The organism is Ruegeria sp. BC5, assembly GCF_056539205.1.
Genome location: NZ_JBQFUN010000001.1, coordinates 1238373 through 1263125 on the forward strand (window position 1 = coordinate 1238373; position 24753 = coordinate 1263125).

The 24753-nt window shown below is 58.6% G+C and carries 28 protein-coding genes; all 28 read right to left on the bottom strand.

Annotated features, from left to right (window positions below; all coding sequences use genetic code 11):
• Position 1: 1 nt before the first annotated feature.
• Entirely contained in the window at positions 2–1669 is a 1668-nt protein-coding gene (locus ACR0LY_RS06220) for a ribonuclease J (RefSeq protein WP_170348172.1), read from the bottom strand.
• Complete coding sequence (locus ACR0LY_RS06225) at positions 1666–2445, bottom strand: type III pantothenate kinase (RefSeq protein ID WP_170348171.1); 780 nt, start codon at positions 2443–2445, stop codon at positions 1666–1668. The genes ACR0LY_RS06220 and ACR0LY_RS06225 overlap by 4 nt, the downstream gene beginning before the upstream one ends.
• 11 nt (positions 2446–2456) lie before the next feature.
• Complete coding sequence (locus ACR0LY_RS06230; RefSeq protein ID WP_170348169.1) at positions 2457–3206, bottom strand: biotin--[acetyl-CoA-carboxylase] ligase; 750 nt, start codon at positions 3204–3206, stop codon at positions 2457–2459.
• Positions 3207–3260: 54 nt separating this feature from the next.
• Positions 3261–4703 carry an NADH-quinone oxidoreductase subunit NuoN gene (nuoN, locus tag ACR0LY_RS06235; RefSeq protein ID WP_170348167.1) on the bottom strand — a complete coding sequence of 481 codons (1443 nt, stop codon included), beginning with the start codon at positions 4701–4703 and terminating at the stop codon, positions 3261–3263.
• 15 nt (positions 4704–4718) lie between these two features.
• The gene (locus ACR0LY_RS06240; RefSeq protein WP_170348165.1) at positions 4719–6263 is read right to left on the bottom strand and encodes an NADH-quinone oxidoreductase subunit M; all 1545 of its coding nucleotides are present in this window, start codon (positions 6261–6263) and stop codon (positions 4719–4721) included.
• The gene (gene nuoL, locus ACR0LY_RS06245; RefSeq protein ID WP_170348163.1) at positions 6263–8410 is read right to left on the bottom strand and encodes an NADH-quinone oxidoreductase subunit L; all 2148 of its coding nucleotides are present in this window, start codon (positions 8408–8410) and stop codon (positions 6263–6265) included. Before nuoL ends, ACR0LY_RS06240 begins: the two co-directional genes overlap by 1 nt.
• Before the next feature lie 6 nt (positions 8411–8416).
• Positions 8417–8722: an NADH-quinone oxidoreductase subunit NuoK gene (gene nuoK, locus ACR0LY_RS06250; RefSeq protein ID WP_005984024.1), complete on the bottom strand. Its 306-nt coding sequence runs from the start codon at positions 8720–8722 to the stop codon at positions 8417–8419.
• A 4-nt stretch (positions 8723–8726) separates the two neighbouring features.
• The gene (locus tag ACR0LY_RS06255; protein ID WP_170348161.1) at positions 8727–9329 is read right to left on the bottom strand and encodes an NADH-quinone oxidoreductase subunit J; all 603 of its coding nucleotides are present in this window, start codon (positions 9327–9329) and stop codon (positions 8727–8729) included.
• On the bottom strand, positions 9326–9736 hold the full coding sequence (locus ACR0LY_RS06260; protein WP_170348159.1) for a carboxymuconolactone decarboxylase family protein: 411 nt from the start codon (positions 9734–9736) through the stop codon (positions 9326–9328). The genes ACR0LY_RS06255 and ACR0LY_RS06260 overlap by 4 nt, the downstream gene beginning before the upstream one ends.
• Complete coding sequence (nuoI, locus tag ACR0LY_RS06265) at positions 9733–10227, bottom strand: NADH-quinone oxidoreductase subunit NuoI (RefSeq protein ID WP_170348157.1); 495 nt, start codon at positions 10225–10227, stop codon at positions 9733–9735. The genes ACR0LY_RS06260 and nuoI overlap by 4 nt, the downstream gene beginning before the upstream one ends.
• A gap of 2 nt (positions 10228–10229) precedes the next feature.
• Positions 10230–11267, bottom strand: coding sequence for an NADH-quinone oxidoreductase subunit NuoH (gene nuoH, locus ACR0LY_RS06270; protein WP_170348155.1), 1038 nt, complete (start codon positions 11265–11267; stop codon positions 10230–10232).
• A gap of 195 nt (positions 11268–11462) precedes the next feature.
• On the bottom strand, positions 11463–13484 hold the full coding sequence (nuoG, locus tag ACR0LY_RS06275; protein ID WP_170348153.1) for an NADH-quinone oxidoreductase subunit NuoG: 2022 nt from the start codon (positions 13482–13484) through the stop codon (positions 11463–11465).
• A 3-nt stretch (positions 13485–13487) separates the two neighbouring features.
• Complete coding sequence (locus ACR0LY_RS06280) at positions 13488–13892, bottom strand: DUF5333 domain-containing protein (protein ID WP_226688668.1); 405 nt, start codon at positions 13890–13892, stop codon at positions 13488–13490.
• Positions 13893–13990: 98 nt separating this feature from the next.
• Complete coding sequence (locus tag ACR0LY_RS06285; RefSeq protein ID WP_226688669.1) at positions 13991–14386, bottom strand: hypothetical protein; 396 nt, start codon at positions 14384–14386, stop codon at positions 13991–13993.
• Positions 14386–14802, bottom strand: coding sequence for an MAPEG family protein (locus tag ACR0LY_RS06290; protein WP_170348149.1), 417 nt, complete (start codon positions 14800–14802; stop codon positions 14386–14388). The genes ACR0LY_RS06285 and ACR0LY_RS06290 overlap by 1 nt, the downstream gene beginning before the upstream one ends.
• A gap of 5 nt (positions 14803–14807) precedes the next feature.
• Entirely contained in the window at positions 14808–15215 is a 408-nt protein-coding gene (locus ACR0LY_RS06295; protein ID WP_170348147.1) for a hypothetical protein, read from the bottom strand.
• A complete protein-coding gene (gene nuoF / locus ACR0LY_RS06300) occupies positions 15212–16510 on the bottom strand; it encodes an NADH-quinone oxidoreductase subunit NuoF (RefSeq protein WP_170348145.1) in 1299 nt (432 codons plus the stop codon). The genes ACR0LY_RS06295 and nuoF overlap by 4 nt, the downstream gene beginning before the upstream one ends.
• Before the next feature lie 12 nt (positions 16511–16522).
• Positions 16523–16744 (bottom strand): DUF5337 domain-containing protein, encoded by a 222-nt coding sequence (locus ACR0LY_RS06305; protein WP_170349358.1) that lies wholly within the window; start codon positions 16742–16744, stop codon positions 16523–16525.
• 32 nt (positions 16745–16776) lie between these two features.
• A complete protein-coding gene (gene nuoE, locus ACR0LY_RS06310) occupies positions 16777–17874 on the bottom strand; it encodes an NADH-quinone oxidoreductase subunit NuoE (protein WP_170348143.1) in 1098 nt (365 codons plus the stop codon).
• Positions 17874–19097 carry an NADH-quinone oxidoreductase subunit D gene (locus tag ACR0LY_RS06315; protein WP_170348142.1) on the bottom strand — a complete coding sequence of 408 codons (1224 nt, stop codon included), beginning with the start codon at positions 19095–19097 and terminating at the stop codon, positions 17874–17876. Before ACR0LY_RS06315 ends, nuoE begins: the two co-directional genes overlap by 1 nt.
• Positions 19097–19222 (bottom strand): hypothetical protein, encoded by a 126-nt coding sequence (locus ACR0LY_RS06320; protein ID WP_302477176.1) that lies wholly within the window; start codon positions 19220–19222, stop codon positions 19097–19099. Before ACR0LY_RS06320 ends, ACR0LY_RS06315 begins: the two co-directional genes overlap by 1 nt.
• Before the next feature lies 1 nt (position 19223).
• Positions 19224–19397 (bottom strand): hypothetical protein, encoded by a 174-nt coding sequence (locus ACR0LY_RS06325; RefSeq protein ID WP_058274391.1) that lies wholly within the window; start codon positions 19395–19397, stop codon positions 19224–19226.
• Positions 19397–20002, bottom strand: a complete 606-nt coding sequence (locus ACR0LY_RS06330) for an NADH-quinone oxidoreductase subunit C (protein ID WP_170348140.1) — start codon at positions 20000–20002, stop codon at positions 19397–19399. Before ACR0LY_RS06330 ends, ACR0LY_RS06325 begins: the two co-directional genes overlap by 1 nt.
• A gap of 11 nt (positions 20003–20013) precedes the next feature.
• Positions 20014–20547: a NuoB/complex I 20 kDa subunit family protein gene (locus ACR0LY_RS06335; protein WP_010442777.1), complete on the bottom strand. Its 534-nt coding sequence runs from the start codon at positions 20545–20547 to the stop codon at positions 20014–20016.
• A complete protein-coding gene (locus tag ACR0LY_RS06340) occupies positions 20538–20903 on the bottom strand; it encodes an NADH-quinone oxidoreductase subunit A (RefSeq protein WP_050602775.1) in 366 nt (121 codons plus the stop codon). The genes ACR0LY_RS06335 and ACR0LY_RS06340 overlap by 10 nt, the downstream gene beginning before the upstream one ends.
• Positions 20904–21096: 193 nt before the next feature.
• The gene (locus ACR0LY_RS06345) at positions 21097–21879 is read right to left on the bottom strand and encodes a crotonase/enoyl-CoA hydratase family protein (RefSeq protein WP_170348138.1); all 783 of its coding nucleotides are present in this window, start codon (positions 21877–21879) and stop codon (positions 21097–21099) included.
• A 9-nt stretch (positions 21880–21888) separates the two neighbouring features.
• Positions 21889–22743, bottom strand: a complete 855-nt coding sequence (locus ACR0LY_RS06350) for a hydroxymethylglutaryl-CoA lyase (RefSeq protein WP_170348136.1) — start codon at positions 22741–22743, stop codon at positions 21889–21891.
• 78 nt (positions 22744–22821) lie between these two features.
• Positions 22822–24750 (bottom strand): acetyl/propionyl/methylcrotonyl-CoA carboxylase subunit alpha, encoded by a 1929-nt coding sequence (locus ACR0LY_RS06355; RefSeq protein WP_170348134.1) that lies wholly within the window; start codon positions 24748–24750, stop codon positions 22822–22824.
• Positions 24751–24753 lie beyond the last annotated feature (3 nt).

The window sequence follows — 24753 nt, forward strand, 5'->3', positions numbered from 1 at the left end:
GTCACCTCATCCGGCTGATAACCGTCGTCACCTCGGGCTTTTTACCGATTTCTGACTTGGCGGTCTGGCGCACGATGCGGCGCAAAGCTTCCTCCAGCTTGTCATCGTCGCGCAACGTCTTGGCATCGGCCCGCATCAGGAATTGGTTCAGGTCCTCTTCCAACACTTCAATCAGCGCCGCCCGCGACGTCCCGATTTCAGGCAAGCCCATCGTGTCGCACCACGGCTCACCCAGCGGCTCGTCCTCTTCGTCCAAAATGACCGTCACGGTCACGTGCCCGTTCAAAGCCATGCGAATACGGTCACGCACGATCCCGTCCAGAGCCCCGACCTTGACGGTGCCGTCCAGATAGGTGCGGCCGGTTTCAATATAATCCACCACCTGCGGCGCATTGCCTGTCAGGTCAACCATCGTTCCGTTGACGGCCAGAATGCCCGTACGCCCACCGGCCTCGGCCAGTTTAGTGTGTTCACGCAAATGCCGATGCTCGCCGTGCATCGGGATCACCATCTGCGGGTCGATCAGGGCGTGAACTCTTTCAAGATCCGGTCGGTTGGCATGGCCGGACACGTGGTACAGACCTGAACTGTCATCCACCACATCCACACCCTTTTCGCTGAGCTGGTTCATGATGAAAATCACGCCGCGCTCATTTCCGGGGATGGTTTTGGATGAGAACAGGAACAGATCACCCTCTTTCAGCTCCAGCCCGCGGTATTTGCCCCGCGCCAGTTGGGCACTGGCGGCGCGGCGTTCGCCCTGGCTGCCGGTCACGATCAGCATCAGGTTCTGGCGCGGCATGTCCACGGCCTCTTCGGCACTGACAACCTTGGGAAAATCCGTGAGGATTCCAGTTTCAGTCGCGGCTTCGATCATCCGTCGCATGGCACGACCCAGCAACACAACCGAACGCCCGGCGCGCTGGCCCGCTTCGGCCAGTGTTTTCACCCGTGCAACGTTCGATGCAAAGGTGGTCGCAACCACCATACCTTCGGCGCTTTCAACCAGTTTGGTGATCTCGGGGCCGACCTCGGATTCCGAACGACCTGCATGTCCAGAAAAAACATTGGTGCTGTCACAGACCAGCGCCTTAACACCGGATTTCGCGACCTCGGCCCACAGATCGGGATCAAAGGGCTCACCCACCACGGGGTTTTCATCCAGCTTGAAGTCACCAGTATGCACAATCCGCCCCTTGGGCGTGTCGATCACCAGCGCAGCACTTTCGGGGATCGAATGCGACACAGGCAGGAAGCCAATCGTGAAGGGACCGACCGAGACCTGCTCGGGCCAGGCCGATACCGTGCGGACCGCGTCCTCGGGGTGGCCATGTTCCTCCATCTTGCGACGGGCAATGTTGGCGGTGAATGCGCGTGCATAGACAGGTGCGCCCAGTGCCTCATAGCAATGGGCCACGGCGCCGACGTGGTCTTCGTGCGCGTGGGTGACGAATACGGCCTCAAGCCGGTCCGCCCTTTCGCGCAGCCACGAGATATCGGCATGGATCAGATCAACGCCCGGCGTCGTGTCCATATCCGGAAAGGTCACGCCAAGATCCACCAGGATCAGACGCTCTTTCCCGGGCTTTCCATAGCCATAGACATACGCATTCATGCCAATTTCGCCGGCACCACCCAGCGGCAAATAGATCAGTCGTTCACTGCTCATGTCGAGCCATTATCCTTGTTATAGCGATGGATCACGGTCAGCCCGTGCATCGTCAGATCTTCTTCGATCGCATCAAACCCGACATCCGCCTGATCGAACAAAGGCGCAAGCCCACCGGTGCCGACCACTTTCATCGGCATGCCGTATTCTGCCTTGATCCGGGCAATCAGCCCCTCGATCAAGCCGGAATAGCCCCAATACACGCCGGACTGGATACATCCAACCGTATTCGTACCAATCACCTTTTCCGGGCGGGTAATGTCGATATGCGGCAATGCAGCCGCGCCTTGGTGGAGTGCCTCAAGGCTGAGGTTCACACCCGGTGCAATGATGCCGCCAACATAGGCACCGTCGTGGGCCACTACATCGAAATTCGTGGCCGTCCCGAAATCGACCACAACAACATCGCCGCCATGGCGGTCAAACGCGCCCACGGCATTGGCCAACCGGTCCGGGCCGGGGATTGTTCCTTCGTCAATGCGCGGTGCCACGGGCAACAGGCATTCAGGCTTGCCCACAACCAGCGGCCGACACCCAAAGAAGCGATCAGCAAAAATACGCAGGTTAAAGACCACACGCGGCACGGTCGAGGCGATCACCACGTCAGTGATCTCCGCTTCGATCCCGTAATGTTTCACCAGCGTCGAATACCAAGTGAAATAGGCATCCGCCGTACGCGAATGATGGGTCGAGGTGCGCAGGGTACACAGGAACTTTTTGCCGTCCCAGATCGAGAAAACGGTATTGGTGTTGCCGCAGTCGATAGCCAGAAGCATCTGAGCCCCCTTTAGAAGTACACGTCCGCCGCAGGAATGCTGACACGGCCTTTTGCGGTCTTTAGGACAAGGTTGCCGCCCGAGTCCACGGTTTCAAAGGTTCCAACCGTTTCAGATGTCGAGGTTCGCGCTGTGATCACTTCACCCAAGCGAGCGGCACGAGACAGCCAGGCAGTGCGGATCGGCTCGAACCCGTAGGTCACGAACTGAGTTTCATATTGTGCATAAGCCGCGGCCAATTCGGTCAGAAAATCCTCGGGCAGCACTGCGGCACCGGTTTCCGACAACAGAGAGACTGGCCGCACCGCGCTTTGTTCCACCGCATAGGCTGGGGGCGCCTGGGAAAGATTTACACCGATGCCAATCGACAGATACGACACGCCCCCGCCCTTTCCGGTGCTTTCCAGCAAGATGCCCGCCAGCTTGCCCCCGTTCAGCAGCACGTCGTTGGGCCACTTCAATGACAGCCCGTCGGCGCGACCGGTGACCGCGACACAGGCGTCGAACAGCGCCAAGGCCGCCACAAAGCTGCGCAAGGCCGCTTGTTCCGGATTACCCTGCGGTCGCATTAACAAGGTCGCCGCCAGGTTGCCCTTGGGGTTGGCCCACGCCCTACCCCGTCGTCCCCGCGCCGCCGTCTGGTGATGCGCCATGATCCACACAGGGCCCGGCGCCGTAGGGGCAAGCCGGGCAGCCTCATTCAATGTACTGTCGACTTCCTGCACGATGTGCAGTCCGTATCCTTGCGGCCAATCAGTCACGTCAAAAAGGCCCGGCCTTTTGACCGAGCCCCCTGAAATTGGATGTTAAACACGTCAGTTGACAAGCGTCGCTGCCGCAGCTGCAGCCGCGCCTTCGATGCCGAACTGATAGAAAACGCCCACCAGCATCAGCGCCGCCGACCCCATCAGCGCGACCCACAGAACCGGGGTCGAGTGGGTTTCGATCGGATCCTCGTTCTCGGCCCCGAAATACATGTAGAACACGATCCGCAGGTAATAGAACGCACCGATCACAGAAGCGATGGCCGACACGATCACCAACCCGGTCAGACCCGCGCTGATACCAGCCTGCCAGACGCCGAACTTGGCGAAAAAGCCCAACATTGGCGGAACGCCAGCAAGGCTGAACATTAGGATCAGAACAGCCAGGGCCTTACCCGGATCGCGTTTGGAAAACTGGCGAAGCGCATCGATATCAGTGACGGGTTTGCCATCGCGCTCCATCATCAGGATGAAGGCAAAGGTGCCGATATTCATGGTCACGTAAATTGCCAGATACATCAGCATCGCTTTGATGCCCATTTCCGTACCCGCTGCCAGACCGATCAGCGCATAACCCATATGGGCAATCGATGAAAACGCCATCAGCCGCTTGATATTGCGCTGACCAATCGCGGCAACCGCACCCAGCAGCATCGACAGAACCGAAAGCAGTACGATCACCTGCTGCCAGTCTTTCACTACGCCACCAAAGGCGTCATGCATCAAGCGGGCAAACAGCGCCATCGCCGCCACTTTTGGTGCGGTAGCAAAGAAGGCGGTGATCGGCGTGGGCGATCCTTCGTACACGTCCGGCGTCCACATATGGAAGGGCACAGCCGAAACCTTGAAGGCAAGGCCCGAGATCAGGAAGATCAGGCCGAACAGCAGACCAACCGAGATGTCGTCATGGTGGACCGTTTGGATGATGCCCGAAAACAGCGTCGTGCCAGTAAAGCCATAAACAAGCGATGCACCATACAGCAGCAGCCCCGAACTGAGCGCACCCAGTACGAAGTACTTCAGACCGGCCTCAGTTGATTTGGCGCTGTCACGACGCAACGCAGCCACGACGTACAGCGACAGGGATTGCAGCTCCAGCCCCATATACAAGGACATCAGATCGCCTGCGCTGACCATCATCATCATACCGACAGCAGCCAGTGCCACCAGCAACGGGTATTCGAACCGCAACAGATCGCGGCGGGTCATATATTCCTGGCTCATCACCAGAACAGCCGCAGCCGACAGCAGGATCGCGACCTTGGCAAACCGCGAGAACCCGTCATCGACGAACATCCCGTTGAACGCCACGTTGGTGCCATCGCCATTGGTTGCAATCCAGAAGGACAGCAGCGCCATCAGCCCCGCCGTCGTCCACACCAGAATTGGCGCCAGCGCGTCTTTCGTCGTGTAAACTGCCCCGATAAGGGCGGCCATCGCATACACGGCCAGAACGATTTCCGGCAGGATTATTGTCAGATCAGCCTGGATCATGTCTCCAAAGCTCCCTTAATGCGAGGCGGCCGTCTGGGTCGCGGCCTCAGCCGCGGCCAGAGCCGAGTCATAGTTCGAAATCAGCGCGGCGGTCGAATTGCCGATCACATCGGTTACCAGCGACGGGTAAACGCCAAGCAGGATGGTCATCACGATCAGCGGTGCAAAGATCAGCCGCTCGCGCGAGCTCATGTCCGTCATTGCCTTGAGGCTTTCCTTGATCAGATCGCCAAACACGACCCGGCGATACAGCCACAGCGCATAGGCAGCCGAGAAGATCACGCCAGATGCAGCCACAGCCGTCACCCAGGTATTGACCTGGAACGCGCCCATCAGCGTCAGGAATTCACCGATGAACCCGGATGTGCCCGGCAGGCCGACATTGGCCATTGTGAACAGCATGAAGACCAGCGCGTATGCGGGCATGCGGATCACCAGACCGCCATAAGCGTCGATGTCACGCGTGTGCATGCGGTCATAGATGACACCGACACACAGGAAGAGCGCGGCCGAGATAAACCCGTGGCTGAGCATCTGGAAGATCGCGCCGTCAATACCCTGCTGGTTCGCAGCAAAGATACCCATAGTCACAAAGCCCATATGAGCAACCGAGGAATAAGCGATCAGCTTTTTCATATCCTCCTGCACCAGCGCCACCAGCGAGGTGTAGACTACTGCGATGGCCGACATCCACAACACCAGATCGGTCATCACCGCTGACCCGACCGGGAACATCGGCAGACTGAACCGCAGGAAGCCATAGCCGCCCATCTTCAGCAGGATCGCCGCCAGCACAACCGAGCCTGCAGTCGGCGCCTGAACGTGTGCGTCAGGTAGCCAGGTATGAACCGGCCACATCGGCATTTTCACCGCAAACGAGGCAAAGAAGGCCAGGAACATCAACGTCTGCATACCGCCGACGATATAAACGCCCAGCACGCTGAACCCTTCGGACGAGAAATGGTGGCTCATCAAGGCTTCGATATCAGTGGTGCCTGCATCGGAATACATCGCAACCATCGCCACCAGCATCAGCACCGAGCCCAGGAAAGTATAGAGGAAGAACTTGAAGCTTGCGTAAATCCGGTTCGCCCCACCCCAGATGCCGATGATCAGGAACATTGGGATCAGGCCGGCCTCGAAGAACAGATAGAACAGCACCAGATCCAGCGCCATGAACACGCCCAGCATCAGCGTTTCCAGCAGCAGGAAGGCGATCATATATTCCTTGACGCGGTCGGTGACCTGCCAGCTGGCCAGAATGGTCAGCGGCATGATGAAAGTGGTCAGCAGTACGAACAGAACGCTGATACCGTCTACACCCATCTTGTATTTCAGGCCCAGCAGCCACTCGGCCTCTTCCACCATCTGAAAGCCGGTATTGGACGGATCAAAGCCTGTGTAGATACCGATCGAGACAAGGAAGGTCACCGTGGTCGCGACCAGCGCAACCCATTTCGCGTTGCGCTGCGCAGCAGCGTCCTCACCGTGCAGAAACAGGGCTAGAATGCCTGCCGCCACTGCGGGGATAAAGGTGACGATCGAGAGGATATTATCCATTAGTGTGCGCCTCCGCCGATCGACATCCAGGTGACCAGGGCAGCGATACCCAGAACCATCCAGAAGGCATAAGTAAAGATGTAGCCCGTCTGTGCCTTGCCTGCGAGGCGGGTAAAGAAGGGAATAACGCCCATCGAAACCCCGTTCAGGAAGCCGTCGATGGTATTGCCATCACCGCGTTTCCACAGGAACCGACCAAGCGCAACGGTGGGTTTGACAAAGATCGCATCGTAGATCTCGTCAAAGTACCACTTGTTCAGCAGAAACAGGTAAAGCGGACGCTGGTTCTGTGCCAGACGCCCCGGCAGGGACGGGTTCACGATATAGAACCAATAGGCCATGACAAAACCCAGCGCCATCGCGACAAAGGGTGAGACCTTGACCCATTTCGGGGCGGCATGCGCATCGTCCAGAATATGGTTGTCCGGCGCGATATAGATCGCGCCCTCGCCCGGCTCACCCGCGAAGACATAGTGGTGATCACCGCCATGCGCATCCTTCTCGCCGTGCCCATCATCGGCATGAGTATCTTCTGCGTGCCCCTCATCAGCGTGTGCATCATCCGCATGTGAATCCGCAGTGCCATGATCGCCCGCCTCGGCATGCTTCGACGCCTCGGCCACCGGAATGCCATAGAACTTGCCGACCTTGTCCGCATGACCAAAGAAGTTGCCATACCAGATCATCCCGGCAAAGACCGCACCCAAGGACAGCACGCCCAAAGGAATCAACATGGTCATCGGGCTTTCATGCGCATGCTCATGCGTATGCTGATCACCACGCGGCTCGCCATAGAAAGTCAGGAAGATCAGGCGCCAGCTGTAGAACGAAGTGAACGCAGCCGCGATCACAAGCAGCCAGAAGCCATAGGCCGACCCACCAGCATAGGCACTCTCGATGATGGCATCCTTGGACAGGAACCCGGCGAACCCGATGGTGGTCAGCGGAATACCAACGCCGGTAATAGCCAGTGTCCCGATCATCATCGCCCAGAAGGTATAAGGGATTTTCTTACGCAGACCGCCGTATTCGGTCATTTCCTGCTCGTGATGCATAGCGTTGATCACCGAACCGGCCCCAAGGAACAGCAGCGCCTTGAAGAAGGCGTGCGTAAACAGGTGGAACATCGCCGCCGAATACATGCCCACACCGGCGGCCACGAACATGTAGCCCAGCTGCGAACATGTCGAATAGGCGATGACGCGCTTGATGTCGGTCTGCACCAGACCCACGGTCGCCGCAAAGAACGCGGTCGAGGCGCCTAGTACGGTGATGAATCCGGTCGCACCCGGCGCGAACTCCATCAGCGGCGACATGCGGCAGACAAGGAAGACACCTGCAGTCACCATGGTCGCAGCGTGGATCAGCGCCGACACCGGTGTCGGGCCTTCCATCGCATCCGGCAACCAGGTGTGCAGGATCAGCTGCGCCGATTTACCCATCGCACCGATGAACAGCAGCACACAGATCACCTCGATGGCATTCCATTCACCCCACAGGAAGTGCAGTTGCGTTTCCGCTAGCTCAGGGGCCGACGCGAAAATGTCGGAAAAATTGATGCTGTCCGTCAAGAAGAACAGCGCAAAAATCCCCAGCGCAAAGCCAAAGTCGCCCACCCGGTTGACAATGAACGCTTTCATCGCCGCCGCGTTGGCCGATGGCTTGCGGTAGTAGAAGCCGATCAGCAGGTAAGACGCGACACCCACACCTTCCCAGCCAAAGAACATCTGAACCAGATTATCCGCCGTCACCAGCATCAGCATGGCAAAGGTAAAAAACGACAGGTAAGCAAAGAAGCGCGGCTTATAGCTCTCGCCTTCGCGCCATTGCGGATCATGGGCCATATAGCCAAAGGAATACAGGTGTACGAGCGCCGATACGGTCGTCACCACGATCAGCATGATCGCGGTCAGCCGGTCCAGCCGCACGGCCCAGCTTGTCGAGAGCGAGCCGCTCTCGATCCAGCGCATGATCTCGACCTGCTGGGTCACCCCGTTAAAGGTGAAGAACACGATCCACGACAGCAAACAGGCCAGAAACAGCAGGCCGGTGGCGGTCCACATCGCGGCCTTTTCGCCTATGAATCGCCAGCCGAACCCGCAGAGCAGCGCGCCCACCAGCGGGGCAAAGAGGATGGTGGTTTCCATGTTCTCTTACCCCTTCATCATATTGACGTCTTCAACCGCGATGGTGCCGCGGTTGCGGAAGAAGCAGACCAGAATGGCCAGACCAATCGCCGCCTCGGCCGCTGCAACGGTCAGCACGAACAGTGTAAACACCTGCCCGACCAGATCACCGAGGAAGCTGGAAAACGCCACGAGGTTGATATTTACCGCCAGCAGCATCAACTCGATGCTCATCAGCAGGATGATGACGTTCTTGCGGTTCAGGAAGAGACCGAAGATGCCGATGACGAACAGTGTCGCCGCGACCGTAAGATAGTGTTCAAGTCCGATCATCGTCTCAAAGTCCCTGCCCCGGTTTCACGTCCTTCAACTCCATCGCCTTGGCCGGGTCGCGCATCATCTGGCCGATGATGTCCTGACGCTTGATGTCCTGACGGTGGCGCAGCGTCAGAACAATGGCGCCGATCATGGCCACCAGCAGGATCAGGCCCGCCAGCTGGAACAGAAGGAAGTATTGATCATAAAGAATGACGCCCAGCGCCTCGGTGTTATGGCGATCAACAGGCACCGGCTGAGCCAGATTGGCCGCCGCGCCCTGCGCGCTGTCCCATGCGCCAAAGGCCATGACAAACTGCATCAGGATGACCAGACCGATCAGCAGGGCCAGCGGCATATAGCGCGCCATCTCGGCCTTCAGCTCGGCAAAGTCCACGTCCAGCATCATCACCACGAACAGAAACAGCACCGCGACCGCGCCGACATAGACGATGATCAGCAGCATTGCCACGAACTCGGCCCCCAGCAGCACGAACAACCCGGCCGAGGAGAGGAAGGAGAGGATCAGCCACAGCACCGAATGCACTGGCTGGCGGCTGATCACCGTGAACAGCCCGCCGGTGATGGCACTGATGGCAAACAGGTAGAAGGCAAAGACGGTCATTGATCCTCATCCTCGTTGTCGCCCATGACCTCTTGCGCCAGATCCAGCGCGCGGGTCATGGCCGGGATGCCGGCAAAGACCGACATCTGGCCGATCGTTTCCACGATCTCTTGTTTCTTTGCGCCCGCTTCCAGCGCGTGACGCACGGTCTGACGCACCGCTGAATCCGCCTGCGCGCCCTGACAGGTCAGCCCGGCCAGCGTCAGCAGCAGGCGGGTCTTGGCGTCCAATCCGTCCTTGTTGACGGTGTTGCCGAACATCATCTCCATGACCTCTTTGGGCATGGTCGGCCACAGCGCTTCGAACCCCTTGGGCGAGAAATTCTCGAGCCCCGGGTTCATCGCTTTGGCCATGTCCTGTGCCTGTTTGAGCATTTGCTCGAATGGGTTTGTGGGCTTGTCACTCATCTGTACGGCGCATCCATTTCCAGGTTGCGGGCAATCTCGGCTTCCCAGCGTTCGCCGTTATCCAGCAGTTTTTGCTTGTCGTAGAACAGCTCTTCGCGGGTTTCGGTGGCGAACTCGAAATTCGGGCCTTCGACGATTGCATCGACCGGGCAGGCCTCCTGACAGAAGCCGCAATAGATGCACTTGGTCATGTCGATGTCATAGCGCGTGGTTCGACGGCTGCCGTCCTCGCGCGGTTCGGCGTCGATGGTGATGGCCTGCGCTGGGCAAACCGCCTCGCAGAGTTTGCAGGCGATGCAACGTTCCTCGCCGTTCGGGTAACGGCGCAAGGCGTGCTCGCCCCGGAACCGTGGGGACAGAGGGCCCTTTTCGTGCGGGTAATTTATGGTGGCCTTGGGGGCGAAGAAATACTTCAATCCCAGTTTCATGCCGACCCAGAAATCCTGCAGCAAAAAGTACTTGGCAGCGCGGGTATAGTCGATCTGCGTCATGATTAGCCTCCTACGCTCCAACGGGCGAATGCTCCCCAGAACCAGTCGAATTTCGCAGCAAAAGCCACGAACACCACCCAGGCCAGTGAGAATGGTAAAAACACTTTCCAGCCCAGCCGCATCAATTGATCATAGCGGTAACGCGGCGTGATCGCCTTGACCATTGCGAAGAGGAAGAAGAAGAACGCCATTTTGGCGACCATCCACAGCACTCCGTCGGGCAGACCTGGGATCGGCGACAGCCAGCCACCGAAGAACAGCAGCGATGTTAGCGCGCACATCAGGAAGATCGCAATGTATTCGCCTGCCATGAAAAGCAGGAAGGGTGTGGCCGAGTATTCCACCTGATAACCGGCGACCAGTTCGGATTCCGCTTCGGGCAGGTCAAACGGTGGTCGGTTGGTTTCCGCCAGCGCCGAGATGAAGAACAGGAAGACCATCGGGAAATGCGGCAGCCAGTACCAGCTGAATAGGCCCAGCCCTCCATCCTGCGCGCGTACGATGTCGCCGAAATTCATCGACCCTGTAGAAATGATCACACCAATGATGATCAGGCCGATGGAAACCTCGTAAGAAATCATCTGCGCAGCCGAGCGCAACGATCCTAGGAACGGGTACTTTGAGTTCGACGCCCAACCGCCCATAATCACGCCATAAACCTCCAACGAGGATACGGCGAAGACATACAGGATGGCGACGTTGATATCTGACAGGACCCAGCCATCGTTGAACGGGATTACCGCCCAGGCGATCATCGCCAAAACAAAGCTTGTCAGCGGTGCCAGAATGAAAACCGTGCGGTCGGCCCCGGCGGGGATGACCACCTCTTTCACCACATATTTCAGCGCATCTGCCACCGATTGCAGCAGGCCATAGACGCCCACCACGTTGGGACCGCGGCGCATCTGTACCGCCGCCCAAATCTTGCGGTCGCCATAAACGAGGAACAACAGCGAGATCATCACAAAGGCGACAACGGCAAGCACTTGCGCCAGAATGATGATGGCTATTCCGCCTGGGGTGTTAAAGAAATCAGCCATTGGTCCTCACACCGTGGGTATTCCGTTTTCCGCGTAAGTTGCGAAGGCCATTTGCCTGCGCAAACTGCGGCTGGGTCGGCGCGTTGGTGTAAACAGCATCCGCCGCACTTACGCCACCCTTATTGTTGCGTCTCACGCGCATTTTCACAGCCACCGTATTGCAGGCGCCCAATAGCGATATGAAACAGGTCTGTTTCATTCCGCCGCGATCTTCCTGGCCTTGCGTGCCTGTGCCTGCGCCGACAGCTCGGCCATCAGTTGCGAGGCGCGGGCGATTGGATTGGTCAGGTAAAAGTCCTTGATCGCATTGCGGAAAGTGGCTGTACCTAGGGGGCCAGCCTCCATCAATTGCACTTTGTTTTCGATCACCTCGTCGATGCGCGTAAGATGCGGCACTGCTTCGATCAGCGCACTGCGCAATTGCGCCAGCGAGTCGTAAGGCAGCGTCGCGCCCAATTCGGCCGACAAGGCCCGCAGGATCGCCCAGTTTTCCTTGGCCTCACCCGGTGCAAAGCCTGCGCGCATGGCCAGCTGAGGGCGGCCTTCGGTGTTCACGAACAGGCCGTTTTCCTCAGTATAGGCGGCGCCCGGCAGGATCACATCGGCGCGGTGTGCGCCCCGGTCGCCATGGCTGCCCTGATAGATGACGAACGCGCCCTCACCGATCTCGACCTCGTCCGCGCCAAGGTTGTAGATTACGTCCGCCGCGCTGATCGCGTCCATACCACCTTCGTTTGTCGCATCCACGTCCATCGCGCCCACGCGCGACGCTGCTGTATGCAAAACGATCAGACCGCTTTCTGTATTTGCAGCAATGGCTTGCGCAGTGGCCAGAACAGCGGCACCGTCAGCCTCTTGCAGCGCACCCTGCCCCACAACAACCAGAGAGGCCTTGCCTTTGATCACATCATCGCCGCCCATATCGACGACTTTTTGCAGTGCTGCGCGGTCATCACCCATGTGGTGATACTTATAGGTCAGATCGACAGCCGGACCGACCAGAGCAACCTCGGCCCCGTGCGCCCATGCTTTGCGGATACGCGCGTTCAAAACCGGAGCTTCCTCACGCGGGTTGGTGCCGATCAACAGAATACGCTCGGCTCTGTCGATATCCTCGATCGCAGCAGTCCCGGCATAAGCCCCACGGTTACCCGCAGGCAGTCGGGCACCGTCGGTGCGACACTCGACGACACCGCCCAGGCTTTCGATCATCTGTTTGAGCGCAAAGGCCGCTTCGACTGGCGCCAGATCACCCACGATACCCGCCGGTTTCTCGGCACCTTTCAGCGCCTCGGACGCTTTGGTCAGCGCCTCGGGCCACGAGGCCGGGCGCAGCTTGCCGTTTTCGCGAATATATGGGCGGTCCAAACGCTGACGCCGCAGACCGTCCCACACAAAGCGGGTTTTGTCGCTGATCCACTCTTCGTTCACACCGTCATGGTTGCGCGGCAGGAAGCGCATGACCTCACGCCCCTTGGTATCCACCCGGACGTTCGAGCCCAAGGCATCCATCACGTCGATGCTCTCGGTCTTGGTCAATTCCCACGGACGAGCCGTAAAGGCGTAAGGTTTCGAGGTCAGCGCCCCCACCGGACACAGGTCGATGATGTTGCCCTGCAGGTTCGAATCCAGCGTCTGGTTCAGATACGAGGTGATCTCGGCATCTTCTCCGCGCCCCGTCTGACCCATCTGAGTGATCCCGGCAACCTCGGTCGTGAACCGCACACAACGGGTGCAGCTGATGCAGCGGGTCATCGCAGTGCCAACCAGCGGTCCCAGATCCAGATCGTCCACCGCGCGCTTGGCTTCCTTGAAGCGGCTGCCCGACAGACCATAGGCCATCGCCTGATCCTGCAAGTCACACTCGCCGCCCTGATCACAGATCGGGCAATCCAGCGGGTGGTTGATGAGCAGAAACTCCATCACCCCTTCGCGGGCCTTTTTGACCATCGGTGAGTTCGTTTTGACCTCCGGCGCTTGCCCTTCGGGGCCGGGGCGCAAATCGCGCACCTGCATCGCGCAGGACGCTGCAGGTTTGGGCGGGCCGCCCACAACCTCAACCAGGCACATCCGGCAGTTCCCTGCGATCGACAAACGTTCGTGATAACAGAAGCGCGGCACCTCGACCCCGGCTTGCTCACAAGCCTGGATCAGGGTCATCGCACCATCGACTTCGATTTCCTGCCCGTCGATATTGATCTTACGGAGGTCAGACATCGTCTAGTTCGCCCTCAAATACACGCCAATGGCGCTGTTTCTTTCAATCTCTGCCCGCCCCAGCGTGCAGAAGGAATTGGGGTTTTCGTAGGTGACGCCGTGTCGGGCCAGATACGCCTCGCCCTTGGCGCGCATCCGGTCCTTTTCGGCATCCGAATCCACATACGCCCGGATTTCGTTGTCCGAGTATCCCAGTTTGTTCGCTTGCGACTTCAATCCCCACAGCACACCGATCGCTTTCAGACGCCGCCCGCTGATCGAGGGGCAATACTCTGAAATCTCATTTGCAATGGCGATGTAATAGAGTTCGTTGTCGATCTCTTTGACTTCGCGCAAGGGCGGTTTCGCTTCAACGATGGTGGGCAAAGCCAGCACAGACAGCAGCGTCAGCATTTTCACACTGGACATGACAATTCCTTTCGTCTTGGGAAACCCAAGACGACCGGCAGTCGGGGTGCTATGCAATAACATCCCCCGTGTCATCGAGTGATATGCGATCACGCGCGTCATGGTCGCTGGCAAGCTCCTGCAAAGGTCAACTTGTCGTCGCTGACACGCAAGTTCTGGGGTTCAGTATCCGGGCCGACCTTCCACGCGATGCTGGAAGAACCGAAGTTCTTGATGCAGAATTTCGTCCCCTCGTACCGTCCCGCTTCGCGCGCGCCGTCCAACGAGGCAGAAACTCCATTCACAACCACGGTGAATTCGGTCGGCATCTTCTTTTTATCGACGGGCTTTGCTTTGGCCCGAAAATACTTACCGTCAAAAAGGACACGATCACTGGACGACGTGATGCCGCCGCACGCCGAAACAAGTGACAACGTAAGGACGCCGGCCAACATGGACACGCGACCGGCAACACTTTTACGTCCTAGCATCTGATATTTTCCCCAAGTCTTCATCAAAACGCCGCCACTATTGCCATAATCCCCATCACGACCATGCAAGCCCAGGCGATGACATACAGAACCGAGCGCAAACCAGCAGACGGTTTGCCGATACCGCGAATATGCACCACCAGCATTATCAGACGCGCCAGCAACGCGACCGAAGCCAGCAGGTTAACCCAAAATGGGCTGGCCCCCATAAGAATGGCCGCGACAATGACCGTCAGATAGGCGGGCAGCGTCTCGGTCCCATTCAGGTAGGCGCGATTCAGGCGATAGGCCTTGTCAGCATAGTCTTGTTCGGGTGTGGCCCCCGGCGCCAACCCTTTGCTTTGTTTCGCCAAAGCCGTGAATGGCGACATGAACAGAAGCACGAGCGTGAAGATCACTATCGAAGTAACTGCGTGGGAGTAGTCGGTTAGAAATTCCATCTAGGTCACTCCTTTACCAGAAATCGCCCGATAGCATCTTCGGTTCCTGCCACGCCTCGTCCAAACGCACAAAGAGATTTTTTGTTTGAAAATTCTACATTTCTGTCGTCGAGAACCTTCCTTACTTGCCCCTTAAGCCAATCGGATCTCCCATAAAATAAGAACTTGCGCATTTTTTGCCGACGCAATCCCTGAACCGCAGTCAGTTCTGTCGCAGTCAGCACGTAACTCTGGTAATCAGAACCGCCAACAGTGGCCAGACCGCTGCATCTGTCTTTTATGAAATGAGCCGCAAGAACTTCACCGACAGCCTGATCGTATGCCGCACGTTTCGCAGCTGCGGCTGGGGCTGCTACAGCCCCGATAAGCAAGAGTGCGACACAAGTTGTTCGAAAGCTCCGCATCTCGATCACTCCGCCGCCATCGCACCCATCCGACCCGTTTTCTGGGCCTTGATGCGATCTTCAATCTCTTCGCGGAAGTTACGGATCAGGCCCTGGATCGGCCAGGCAGCCGCATCGCCGAGGGCGCAGATCGTGTGACCTTCAACCTGTTTGGTCACATCGAACAACATGTCAATCTCTTCCAGCTCGGCCTCGCCGCGCACCAGACGGTCCATCACGCGCATCATCCAGCCGGTGCCTTCACGGCAGGGCGTACACTGACCGCAACTTTCATGTTTGTAGAATTTCGACAGCCGCCAGATCGCCTTGATAATGTCCGTGGACTTGTCCATCACGATCACCGCCGCCGTTCCCAGGCCCGAGCCCAGATCGTTGCGCAGATGATCAAAATCCATGATCGCATCGCGCATGTTCTCACCGCGCACACAGGGTACCGAAGAACCACCCGGAATAACCGCCAGAAGATTGTCCCAACCGCCGCGAATGCCGCCGCAATGGGTTTCGATCAGCTCCTCAAAGGGAATAGACATTGCCTCTTCGACCACGCAGGGGTTGTTCACGTGACCCGAAATGGCAAACAGCTTGGTTCCCGCGTTGTTCTGTCGACCGAATCCCGCAAACCAGTCCGCACCACGGCGCAGGATGGTCGGCACAACCGCGATGGATTCTACGTTGTTCACCGTGGTCGGGCAGCCATACAACCCCGCGCCCGCCGGGAACGGAGGCTTCATCCGCGGCATACCTTTCTTGCCCTCAAGGCTTTCGATCAGGGCGGTCTCTTCTCCGCAGATATAGGCACCGGCGCCGTGATGCAGGAACAGATCGAAATCCCAACCCGAACCGGCGGCGTTCTTGCCTAGCAGACCCGCGTCATACGCTTCGTCAATCGCGGCCTGCAGCGCCTCGCGCTCGCGGATGTATTCGCCGCGCAGGTAGATATAGCAGGTGTGTGCGTTCATCGCGAAAGACGCGATCAGGCAGCCTTCGATCAACGTGTGCGGATCATGGCGCATGATCTCGCGGTCTTTGCAGGTGCCGGGCTCGGATTCATCCGCATTCACCACCAGATAGGCCGGACGACCATCACTTTCCTTGGGCATGAACGACCATTTCAGACCGGTTGGGAAACCCGCGCCACCGCGCCCACGAAGGCCCGAGTCCTTCATCGTCTGAATGATCCAGTCGCGCCCATTGCCAATCAGGCCAGCTGTGCCGTCCCAATGCCCGCGGGCCTGCGCACCTTTCAGCGTGCGCTCGTGCATCCCGTAGATGTTGGTAAAGATCCGGTCCTGATCCTTCAGCATCGCGTGTTACCTTCAGCTATCCTGACGCATGCGCCAGAGTTGAAATATGTTGACGCCCGCATAGACGAACGCCGCCAGAGCGGCGAGATCAAACAACAACGCATGGCGCGTCGTCAGTTCCAGTGCGGGGCCAATGAACAGGTTCATGGCAAGCCAAATGGTCATCGTCACTGCAATGACGATACCTATGTGACGACCCTTGCGGGCTATGGCCTGTTCTTTGTCCTTGTCCATCTCATCCTTCATGCCCCGGATGGGCATGCGTCCTAGTCTTCGTAAGTGCCGTCTTCCTTGGCACGTTTGGCGAACTCGGTTTCCTCGCCCGCCGCCAGCTTACCGGCCTGTTCGATCCAGCCGTCCCGCTCGATCCGACCTTTGAACTTCAGCCGCGCATCAACCCAAGCCACCTGTTCCGATGTCCAGGCCGCAATCTGGTCGTAGTGGTAAAAGCCCAACTCGTTCAGCGTTTCTTCCAACTTGGGTCCGACACCTTTGAGCATCTTCAGGTCATCAGCTTTTCCATCGCGCGGCGCGGTCAGGGTTTCCGGCTGGTCTTCTTTCGCCTTCGCCTCTTCGGCCTGTTTCACCGCAGGCTTGCCCGGTGCCGGCGCTTTCGGAGGTTTCGGTGCTGCCTTGGTCGCTGCAGCCTTACCGTCCTTACCCAGCCAAGGGGTCAGGATGGGCACTTCGGTCCCATCAATCCGCTTGACTGTATCGCCCAGATCATTCGCCAGTTCGACACTGGCGTTAAACTGGGTTCGACCACTGTCATATTCCGTCAGACTGGTCAGACCCTTGAGAGGTTCTGCCGCATAACGCCCATTCTGCGGGCCCGGTGTCGGAACTTTGCCCGCAACCAGATCGTCGAGGATTTTGCCAAAGCTCTCGGTGGTCAGGTCCTCATAATAGTCCTTGCCAATCTGCGCCATCGGCGCGTTGGTACAGGACCCGAGGCATTCCACCTCTTCCCAGCTCAGCTTGCCATCGGCAGATAGTTCATGCGGCCTGGCAGCGATCTTGTCCTTGCAGACCGCAATCAGATCCTCGGCTCCGCAGATCATGCAGGACGTCGTGCCGCAAACCTGAATATGCGCAACAGAACCAACCGGCTGCAACTGGAACATGAAGTAGAAAGACGCGACCTCAAGCACGCGGATGTAGGCCATGCCCAGCATGTCGGCGACGGATTCAATCGCCGGACGACTCAGCCAGCCTTCCTGCTCCTGCGCGCGCCACAGCAGCGGGATAACCGCGCTGGCCTGGCGCCCTTCGGGGTACTTGGTGATCTGCGCTTCGGCCCATTGCTGGTTGGCAGCGGAGAAGGCAAAGCTTTCGGGTTGTTCGGGGTGGAGGCGGCGGAGCATTAGCGGTCAATCTCTCCAAATACGACGTCCATGGTGCCGATGATGGCGGCAACATCGGCCAATTGGTGGCCTCCGGCGACGTGGTCCATGGCTTGCAGGTGCAGGAACCCCGGTGCGCGCAGTTTGGCGCGGTAGGGTTTGTTGGTGCCGTCGGCGACAAGATAGACGCCGAACTCGCCCTTTGGGGCCTCAACGGCGGCGTAGACCTCACCGGCGGGAACGTGGAAACCTTCGGTGTAAAGTTTGAAATGGTGGATCAAGCTTTCCATCGAGGTCTTCATGTCTGAGCGTTTCGGCGGGGTAATCTTGCCGCGCGCCAGAACATCGCCGGGGCACTCACGGATTTTGACGATGGCCTGCTGGATGATCGACAGCGACTGGCGCATCTCTTCCATGCGCACCAGATAACGGTCGTAGCAGTCGCCGTTCTTGCCGACGGGGATCTGGAATTCGAACTCGTCATAGCATTCATAAGGCTGCGCGCGACGCAAATCCCATGCCAGACCAGACCCGCGCACCATCACGCCCGAGAAGCCGTATTTCTGGATGTCATCCTCGGTTACGACGCCAATTTCGGCATTACGCTGTTTGAAGATACGGTTTTCGGTCAGCAGACCGTCGATGTCATCGAGAACGGCGGGGAATTCGTGGCTCCACGCCTCGATATCGTCCAGCAGTTCCGGCGGCAGGTCCTGATGGACACCACCAGGGCGGAAATAGGCGGCGTGCAGGCGGGCACCGCAGGCGCGCTCATAAAATACCATCAGCTTTTCACGTTCCTCAAACCCCCACAGAGGCGGAGTCAGCGCGCCCACGTCCATCGCCTGCGTTGTCACGTTCAGCAGATGGTTCAGGATGCGCCCGATCTCGGAATACAGAACCCGGATCAGCGAGCCACGGCGCGGCACCTCGACCCCTGTCAGCTTTTCGATGGCCAGACACCAGGCATGTTCCTGGTTCATCGGTGCCACGTAATCCAGACGGTCGAAATACGGCAGGTTCTGCAGATACGTCCGGCTTTCCATCAGCTTTTCGGTGCCACGGTGCAGCAGACCGATATGCGGGTCACAGCGTTCGACAATCTCACCGTCCAGCTCAAGCACCAGACGTAAAACCCCGTGTGCCGCAGGGTGTTGCGGGCCGAAGTTAATGTTGAAGTTGCGGATCTTCTGTTCTCCGCTCAGCGCGTCCGTGCTGCCGTCATCGTATCTTGAGCCGTCCATCAACGCCCCCGTTCTTTCTTTTTCGCTTCGGCCCGAACCCGAACCTTTTCAGCTTCGGCCGCTTTGGCAGCGGCACCTGCCAGCAGCACCCCCAGCGCACCCAAAATGATAAGTTCACCCATCATCTCAGCGGCGCTCCAACTCTTGCAGTTTCAGCCCAACCCACCACAGCAACGCAATTGTGCCAAATGGAACCAGACAAAGAAGGCACCAGAACTTGTTGATCCCGAAAAACGGCAAAATCTTCACCATCGGAATGATGGTCAGTGCAGAAAGGATCAGCCACCAGATGCCACCCATTATTCAGTCTCCTGTTTTTCATCCCCCGGAAGAATGTAGTTCGCGCCTTCCCACGGGGACATGAAATCAAACTGACGGTATTCCTGCACCAACGACACCGGCTCATAGACAACGCGCTTTTGCGCTTCGTCATAGCGCACCTCGGTATAGCCGGTGGTCGGGAAATCCTTGCGCAGTGGGTGGCCGCGGAACCCATAGTCGGTCAGGATGCGGCGCAGGTCCGGGTGGCCCGAGAACAGGATGCCGAACATGTCGAACACCTCACGCTCGAACCAGTTCGCCGAGGGGTGAACGTCAACGATCGAGGGCACCATGTCTTCTTCTCGAATTGAAACCCGCAGGCGGATGCGCTGGTTCTGGTACATCGACAGGAAGTGATACACCACATCGAACCGCTTGGCCCGTTCGGGGTAATCCACGCCAGTGATGTCAACCAGCGACGAAAACTGGCAATTCCGGTCGGATTTCAGGAACTCAACGAATTCCACAAGGTTCGACGGCGCCACATCCACGTTCAGCTCGCCATGGGTCACATCCCAGGACAGAACGCAATCGGCCCGTTTCAGTTCAAGCTGCGCGCCGAGTTCTTTGAGTGCTTCGCTCATCAGCTCTCTCCTCAGCGTACGATGGTGCCGGTGCGGCGGATTTTGCGTTGCAACTGCATCAGGCCATACAGCAACGCCTCGGCGGTTGGCGGGCATCCGGGGACGTAAATATCCACTGGAACCACGCGGTCACAGCCGCGCACGACCGAATAGGAATAGTGGTAATACCCACCGCCATTTGCGCAGGACCCCATCGAGATCACATAGCGCGGCTCGGGCATCTGGTCGTAAACCTTGCGCAGCGCCGGAGCCATCTTGTTGGTCAGCGTTCCCGCCACGATCATTACATCGGACTGACGCGGGGACGCCCGCGGGGCGATACCGAACCGTTCGGCATCATAACGCGGCATCGAGGTGTGCATCATCTCAACCGCGCAGCAGGCCAGACCGAAGGTCATCCAGTGCAGCGATCCGGTGCGGGCCCAGTTGATGATGTCTTCGGTCGAGGTCAGCAGGAACCCTTTGTCCTGCAACTCGGCATTCAGGGCCTGGGTTGCAACTTCTTTGTCGACACCGGCAGTGTTTGCACCCGTCATCACTCCCATTCCAAGGCCCCCTTCTTCCATTCATAGGCAAAGCCGATGGTCAGAACACCCAGGAACACCATCATCGACCAGAACCCTACATCGCTGATGTCCTTGAAGCCGACGGCCCACGGAAACAGAAAGGCGATTTCCAGATCGAAGATGATGAACAGAATCGAGACCAGATAGAACCGGACGTCGAATTTCATCCGCGCATCATCGAAGGCGTTGAAGCCACATTCATATGCGCTGACCTTTTCAGGGTCGGGGTTGCGGACTGCCAGAACCACAGCCGCCAGAATCAGGACGATTCCAAGGCCGACAGCAACGGCCAGAAACACCAGAATCGGGAGATACTCCCGTAGCAGGTCTTCCACGAATAGCTCCTTTCCTGCGCAACCCGGTCGGGGGGCGCCGTCAATTGGCGTGTTGACTGGACATTCTCTATCCGCGCGGGGTCAGAGGGTCAACCGAACACAGTCGCAGACAGGAGTAATAATCCACTTGTCATGCCCTGTGATCCGGGAAAGGTGATTCCTACTGCAACTGCAATGAAATTAAGGCCTAAACCTAACTTTTCCATACAGGTTTTCGCTTTTCAAAGAACGCACCGATTCCCTCCATCGCCTCGTCGGTTTCCCACCGATCCACCAAGGATCGGATCGTCTGGTCAATCACAGCATCGTCAATATTGGGTCCCAGCTTGCTGACCAAATCCTTGGCCGAGGCAACCGCGCCTGGCGCACAGGAAAGATAGGGCAGAACTTCGGCTTCGACCGCATCAGCTAAATCGGTAGCCGGAACGGTTTTGGCCAGCAGCCCAAGCTCGACCGCCTCGACAGCATCGAACAACCGGGCCGACATGAACACGCGCCGCGCCCGCGCCTCACCCATCCGGGCAATCACATATGGGCCAATCGTGGCGGGGATCAGGCCCAGCCGCGTTTCGGTCAGGGCCATCTTTACGCTGTCCACACCAATGGCCACGTCGCAAACAGCAGTCAGCCCAACACCACCGCCAAACGTATTGCCCTGAATCGCACCGATCAGCGGGCGGGGCATGGTGTTCAGCGCCTGCAGCATCTCGGCCAGCTTGCGCGCCTCGGTAAACCGCGTTTCGGGGTCGGCGGCCATCTGGTCCTGCATCCAGCCCAGGTCACCGCCCGCACAGAAACTCTTGCCCGCCCCGGTCAACACCACCACGCGCACTGTGTCATCTGCACCCAGTTGCGCGGCCGCTTGTGTCAGTTCGGCAATCATCTGCGCCGACATCGCGTTGTGTTTTTCCGCCCGGTCGAGCGTCAAAGCCGCAACTCCACGCGCGTCTGTGGTCACCGAGATCGTTTCAAACATGCCCGCCCCTCACTCTGGCCGCATGGCCCGCGCCATTTGCGCGGCCTGCTCTACGATTTCCAGATCAAGTCCGGTTTCATAGCCCAACCGCTCCAGATGGGCGGCCACGGCCTCGGTCGCGACATTCCCCGCAGCTCCGGGCGCATAAGGGCACCCGCCCAATCCACCAACCGCCGTATCAAAGGTCCGCACGCCCAACGCCAGGGCAGCATCAATATTGTCGAGCGCCCGGCCATTGGTGTCGTGGAAATGCCCAGCCAGACGGGTTACCGGCACGCGTTCTCGTACGGCCAAGAGCATATGCGCGATGGTATCTGGCGTCCCCTGCCCGATTGTATCGCCCAATGAGACCTCATAGCAGCCCAAGCCAAACAGCTGATCTGCGACCTCGGCCACCTTCGCGGGCGGTGTTGGGCCATCATAGGGGCAGTCGGTCACGCAAGAGACATAGCCACGCACAGGCAGATCAATGTGGCGCGCGGCCTCGAGGATCGGTGTAAACCTCTCGATGGATTCGGCAATCGTGGCGTTGATATTGGCTTTCGAAAATCCCTCGGAGGCCGAGGCGAATATTGCAATTTCATCCGTTTTGGCCGTCAGGGCGTCCTCATATCCACGCATGTTGGGCGTCAGCGCGGCATAGCGCACCCCATCTGGCCTTTTTATTCCGGCCAAAACTTCCGCACTGCCGGCCATCTGCGGCACCCATTTGGGCGATACAAAACTGGCCACTTCGATCCGGTTGAACCCGGCGCGGCTGAGGCAGTCGACCAGCGCCACTTTCTCGGCAACCGGGATCTCACGCTGTTCATTTTGCAGGCCGTCACGTGGACCTACTTCGAAAATCTCGACCCGCTCACCCATGGCTGCGCTCCTCCCGGTTTTGTTTCGTGTCCTGTTCGGATGGCCTGACTGTGCCACGCGATGCGGTGCGCGAACAGGTCACTCTTCTTTCAATCTGATCAGGGCCGCTCCGGCTTCGACCTGCGCGCCGTCCTCAGTCAGCACCTCGGCAATGACACCGTCGCGGGCGGCCAGAAGGGAATGTTCCATTTTCATCGCCTCCAAAATGGCAAGCCTGTCTCCCTCACTTACCTTTTGACCCACGGTGGCAAACACCGCCTTGACCAACCCGGGCATGGGGGCTTCGATCACGTTAGTATCGCCTGCAGCGCTGGCATCGCGGTCCAGCGGATCAACAATGTCAAACGCCTGCCCGTAGGTGTCAAAGACCGTGATCCGCGCGCCCGAAACCGACACCTGCGGCATTGGGTTGCCGTCAATGGACCAGATACCGTTGCTGCGCTCGGCAATGACAGTATCTTCCCCGACCTGCCAAACCTGACGATTTGAACCTTCAACCTGAACATCAAGATCAAGGGTGTCATCTGCCTTTAGCTGAACTGCTCGGTGCAACGGAGCCCACAGGGAAAACCCAGTCTCTTCCTTCGTATCGACCAAGTCCAACGCCATCATCGCAGCCGCCACGCATGTCGCTGCCGAAATCGGAGCTACCAGTGTCAGCGCATCAATATCCCGCCCGATCAGCCCGGTATCTACATCACCTGTGGCGAAACCGTCATGCCGGGTCAGCGCGCCCAGAAAGGCGAGGTTGGTCACGGTGCCTGCGACCTCGGTCTGCTGCAGGGCACGATGAAGCTGTTCCAATGCAACCGCGCGCGTGGGGCCATGGACAATGACTTTAGCGATCATCGGGTCATACCAAGGGCTGATCGTATCACCCGCACGCACTCCGCTATCGGCACGGCAGGCCGTAGGGAATTGCAGATGCGTCAGGGTGCCCGTTGCAGGCAGGAAGCCCTTGGGCACGTCCTCGGCATAAAGACGGGCCTCAAATGCGTGGCCAGTGATGGATAGATCGTCCTGACGTTTCGGCAACGCCTCGCCAGCGGCGACCCGCAATTGCCATTCGACCAGATCGACCCCGGTGATCGCTTCGGTCACGGGATGCTCGACCTGCAGGCGCGTGTTCATCTCCATGAACCAGAACCTGTCCGGACGCAGCCCGTCCGAAGCATCAACGATGAATTCAACCGTCCCTGCGCCCTTGTACCCGATCGCCTCGGCGGCCCGCACGCCCGCCTGCCCCATCGCCTCGCGCATCTCAGCCGTCATACCCGGGGCCGGAGCCTCCTCGATCACCTTCTGGTGTCGGCGTTGAAGCGAGCAGTCTCGTTCAAACAGATGCACCGCATGGGTGCCGTCGCCAAACACCTGCACTTCGATATGGCGGGGTTTGGCGACAAATTTCTCGACCAGAACGGCGTCATTGCCAAAGGCTGTTTTGGCCTCACCCCGTGCGCTGTCCAATGCTGAGGCGAAATCCTCGGGACGTTCAACCAGCCGCATGCCCTTGCCGCCGCCACCTGCCACGGCCTTGATCAACACGGGATAGCCGATGGTTTCAGCAGCGCCCGCCAGATGTTCGGGGTCCTGATTGTCACCATGATATCCCGGCACAACCGGCACGCCTGCCTGCTCCATAAGAACCTTGGCCGCATCCTTGAGACCCATCTTGCGGATCGCATCCGCCGAAGGGCCGATGAACGTCAAACCAGCCGCATCGACCGCATCCACGAATTCGGGGTTTTCCGAGAGAAAGCCATACCCCGGATGGATCGCCTGAGCTCCGGTATCCAGCGCAGCCTGAATGATCACGTCGCCCTTCAGGTAGCTTTCAGCGGGAGCCGCGCCGCCGATACGGACAGCCTCATCGGCCATCTGCACATGTTTTGCCGAGGCATCCGCGTCGGAATAGACCGCAACACAGAAGACGCCCATTTTCTGAGCCGTTTCCATGACGCGACATGCGATCTCGCCCCGGTTGGCAATCAGGATTTTGTTGAACATGTC

Coding starts and splice junctions, on each gene's coding strand:
- ACR0LY_RS06220 (WP_170348172.1), bottom strand. CDS start 1,669: ATGAGCAGTGAACGACTGATCTATTTGCCGCTGGGTGGTGCCGGCGAA.
- ACR0LY_RS06225 (WP_170348171.1), bottom strand. CDS start 2,445: ATGCTTCTGGCTATCGACTGCGGCAACACCAATACCGTTTTCTCGATC.
- nuoN (WP_170348167.1), bottom strand. CDS start 4,703: ATGATCCAGGCTGATCTGACAATAATCCTGCCGGAAATCGTTCTGGCC.
- ACR0LY_RS06240 (WP_170348165.1), bottom strand. CDS start 6,263: ATGGATAATATCCTCTCGATCGTCACCTTTATCCCCGCAGTGGCGGCA.
- nuoL (WP_170348163.1), bottom strand. CDS start 8,410: ATGGAAACCACCATCCTCTTTGCCCCGCTGGTGGGCGCGCTGCTCTGC.
- nuoK (WP_005984024.1), bottom strand. CDS start 8,722: ATGATCGGACTTGAACACTATCTTACGGTCGCGGCGACACTGTTCGTC.
- ACR0LY_RS06255 (WP_170348161.1), bottom strand. CDS start 9,329: ATGACCGTCTTTGCCTTCTACCTGTTTGCCATCAGTGCCATCACCGGC.
- ACR0LY_RS06260 (WP_170348159.1), bottom strand. CDS start 9,736: ATGAGTGACAAGCCCACAAACCCATTCGAGCAAATGCTCAAACAGGCA.
- nuoI (WP_170348157.1), bottom strand. CDS start 10,227: ATGACGCAGATCGACTATACCCGCGCTGCCAAGTACTTTTTGCTGCAG.
- nuoH (WP_170348155.1), bottom strand. CDS start 11,267: ATGGCTGATTTCTTTAACACCCCAGGCGGAATAGCCATCATCATTCTG.
- nuoG (WP_170348153.1), bottom strand. CDS start 13,484: ATGTCTGACCTCCGTAAGATCAATATCGACGGGCAGGAAATCGAAGTC.
- ACR0LY_RS06280 (WP_226688668.1), bottom strand. CDS start 13,892: ATGTCCAGTGTGAAAATGCTGACGCTGCTGTCTGTGCTGGCTTTGCCC.
- ACR0LY_RS06285 (WP_226688669.1), bottom strand. CDS start 14,386: ATGAAGACTTGGGGAAAATATCAGATGCTAGGACGTAAAAGTGTTGCC.
- ACR0LY_RS06290 (WP_170348149.1), bottom strand. CDS start 14,802: ATGGAATTTCTAACCGACTACTCCCACGCAGTTACTTCGATAGTGATC.
- nuoF (WP_170348145.1), bottom strand. CDS start 16,510: ATGCTGAAGGATCAGGACCGGATCTTTACCAACATCTACGGGATGCAC.
- ACR0LY_RS06305 (WP_170349358.1), bottom strand. CDS start 16,744: ATGGACAAGGACAAAGAACAGGCCATAGCCCGCAAGGGTCGTCACATA.
- nuoE (WP_170348143.1), bottom strand. CDS start 17,874: ATGCTCCGCCGCCTCCACCCCGAACAACCCGAAAGCTTTGCCTTCTCC.
- ACR0LY_RS06315 (WP_170348142.1), bottom strand. CDS start 19,097: ATGGACGGCTCAAGATACGATGACGGCAGCACGGACGCGCTGAGCGGA.
- ACR0LY_RS06320 (WP_302477176.1), bottom strand. CDS start 19,222: ATGATGGGTGAACTTATCATTTTGGGTGCGCTGGGGGTGCTGCTGGCA.
- ACR0LY_RS06325 (WP_058274391.1), bottom strand. CDS start 19,397: ATGGGTGGCATCTGGTGGCTGATCCTTTCTGCACTGACCATCATTCCG.
- ACR0LY_RS06330 (WP_170348140.1), bottom strand. CDS start 20,002: ATGAGCGAAGCACTCAAAGAACTCGGCGCGCAGCTTGAACTGAAACGG.
- ACR0LY_RS06335 (WP_010442777.1), bottom strand. CDS start 20,547: ATGGGAGTGATGACGGGTGCAAACACTGCCGGTGTCGACAAAGAAGTT.
- ACR0LY_RS06345 (WP_170348138.1), bottom strand. CDS start 21,879: ATGTTTGAAACGATCTCGGTGACCACAGACGCGCGTGGAGTTGCGGCT.
- ACR0LY_RS06350 (WP_170348136.1), bottom strand. CDS start 22,743: ATGGGTGAGCGGGTCGAGATTTTCGAAGTAGGTCCACGTGACGGCCTG.
- ACR0LY_RS06355 (WP_170348134.1), bottom strand. CDS start 24,750: ATGTTCAACAAAATCCTGATTGCCAACCGGGGCGAGATCGCATGTCGC.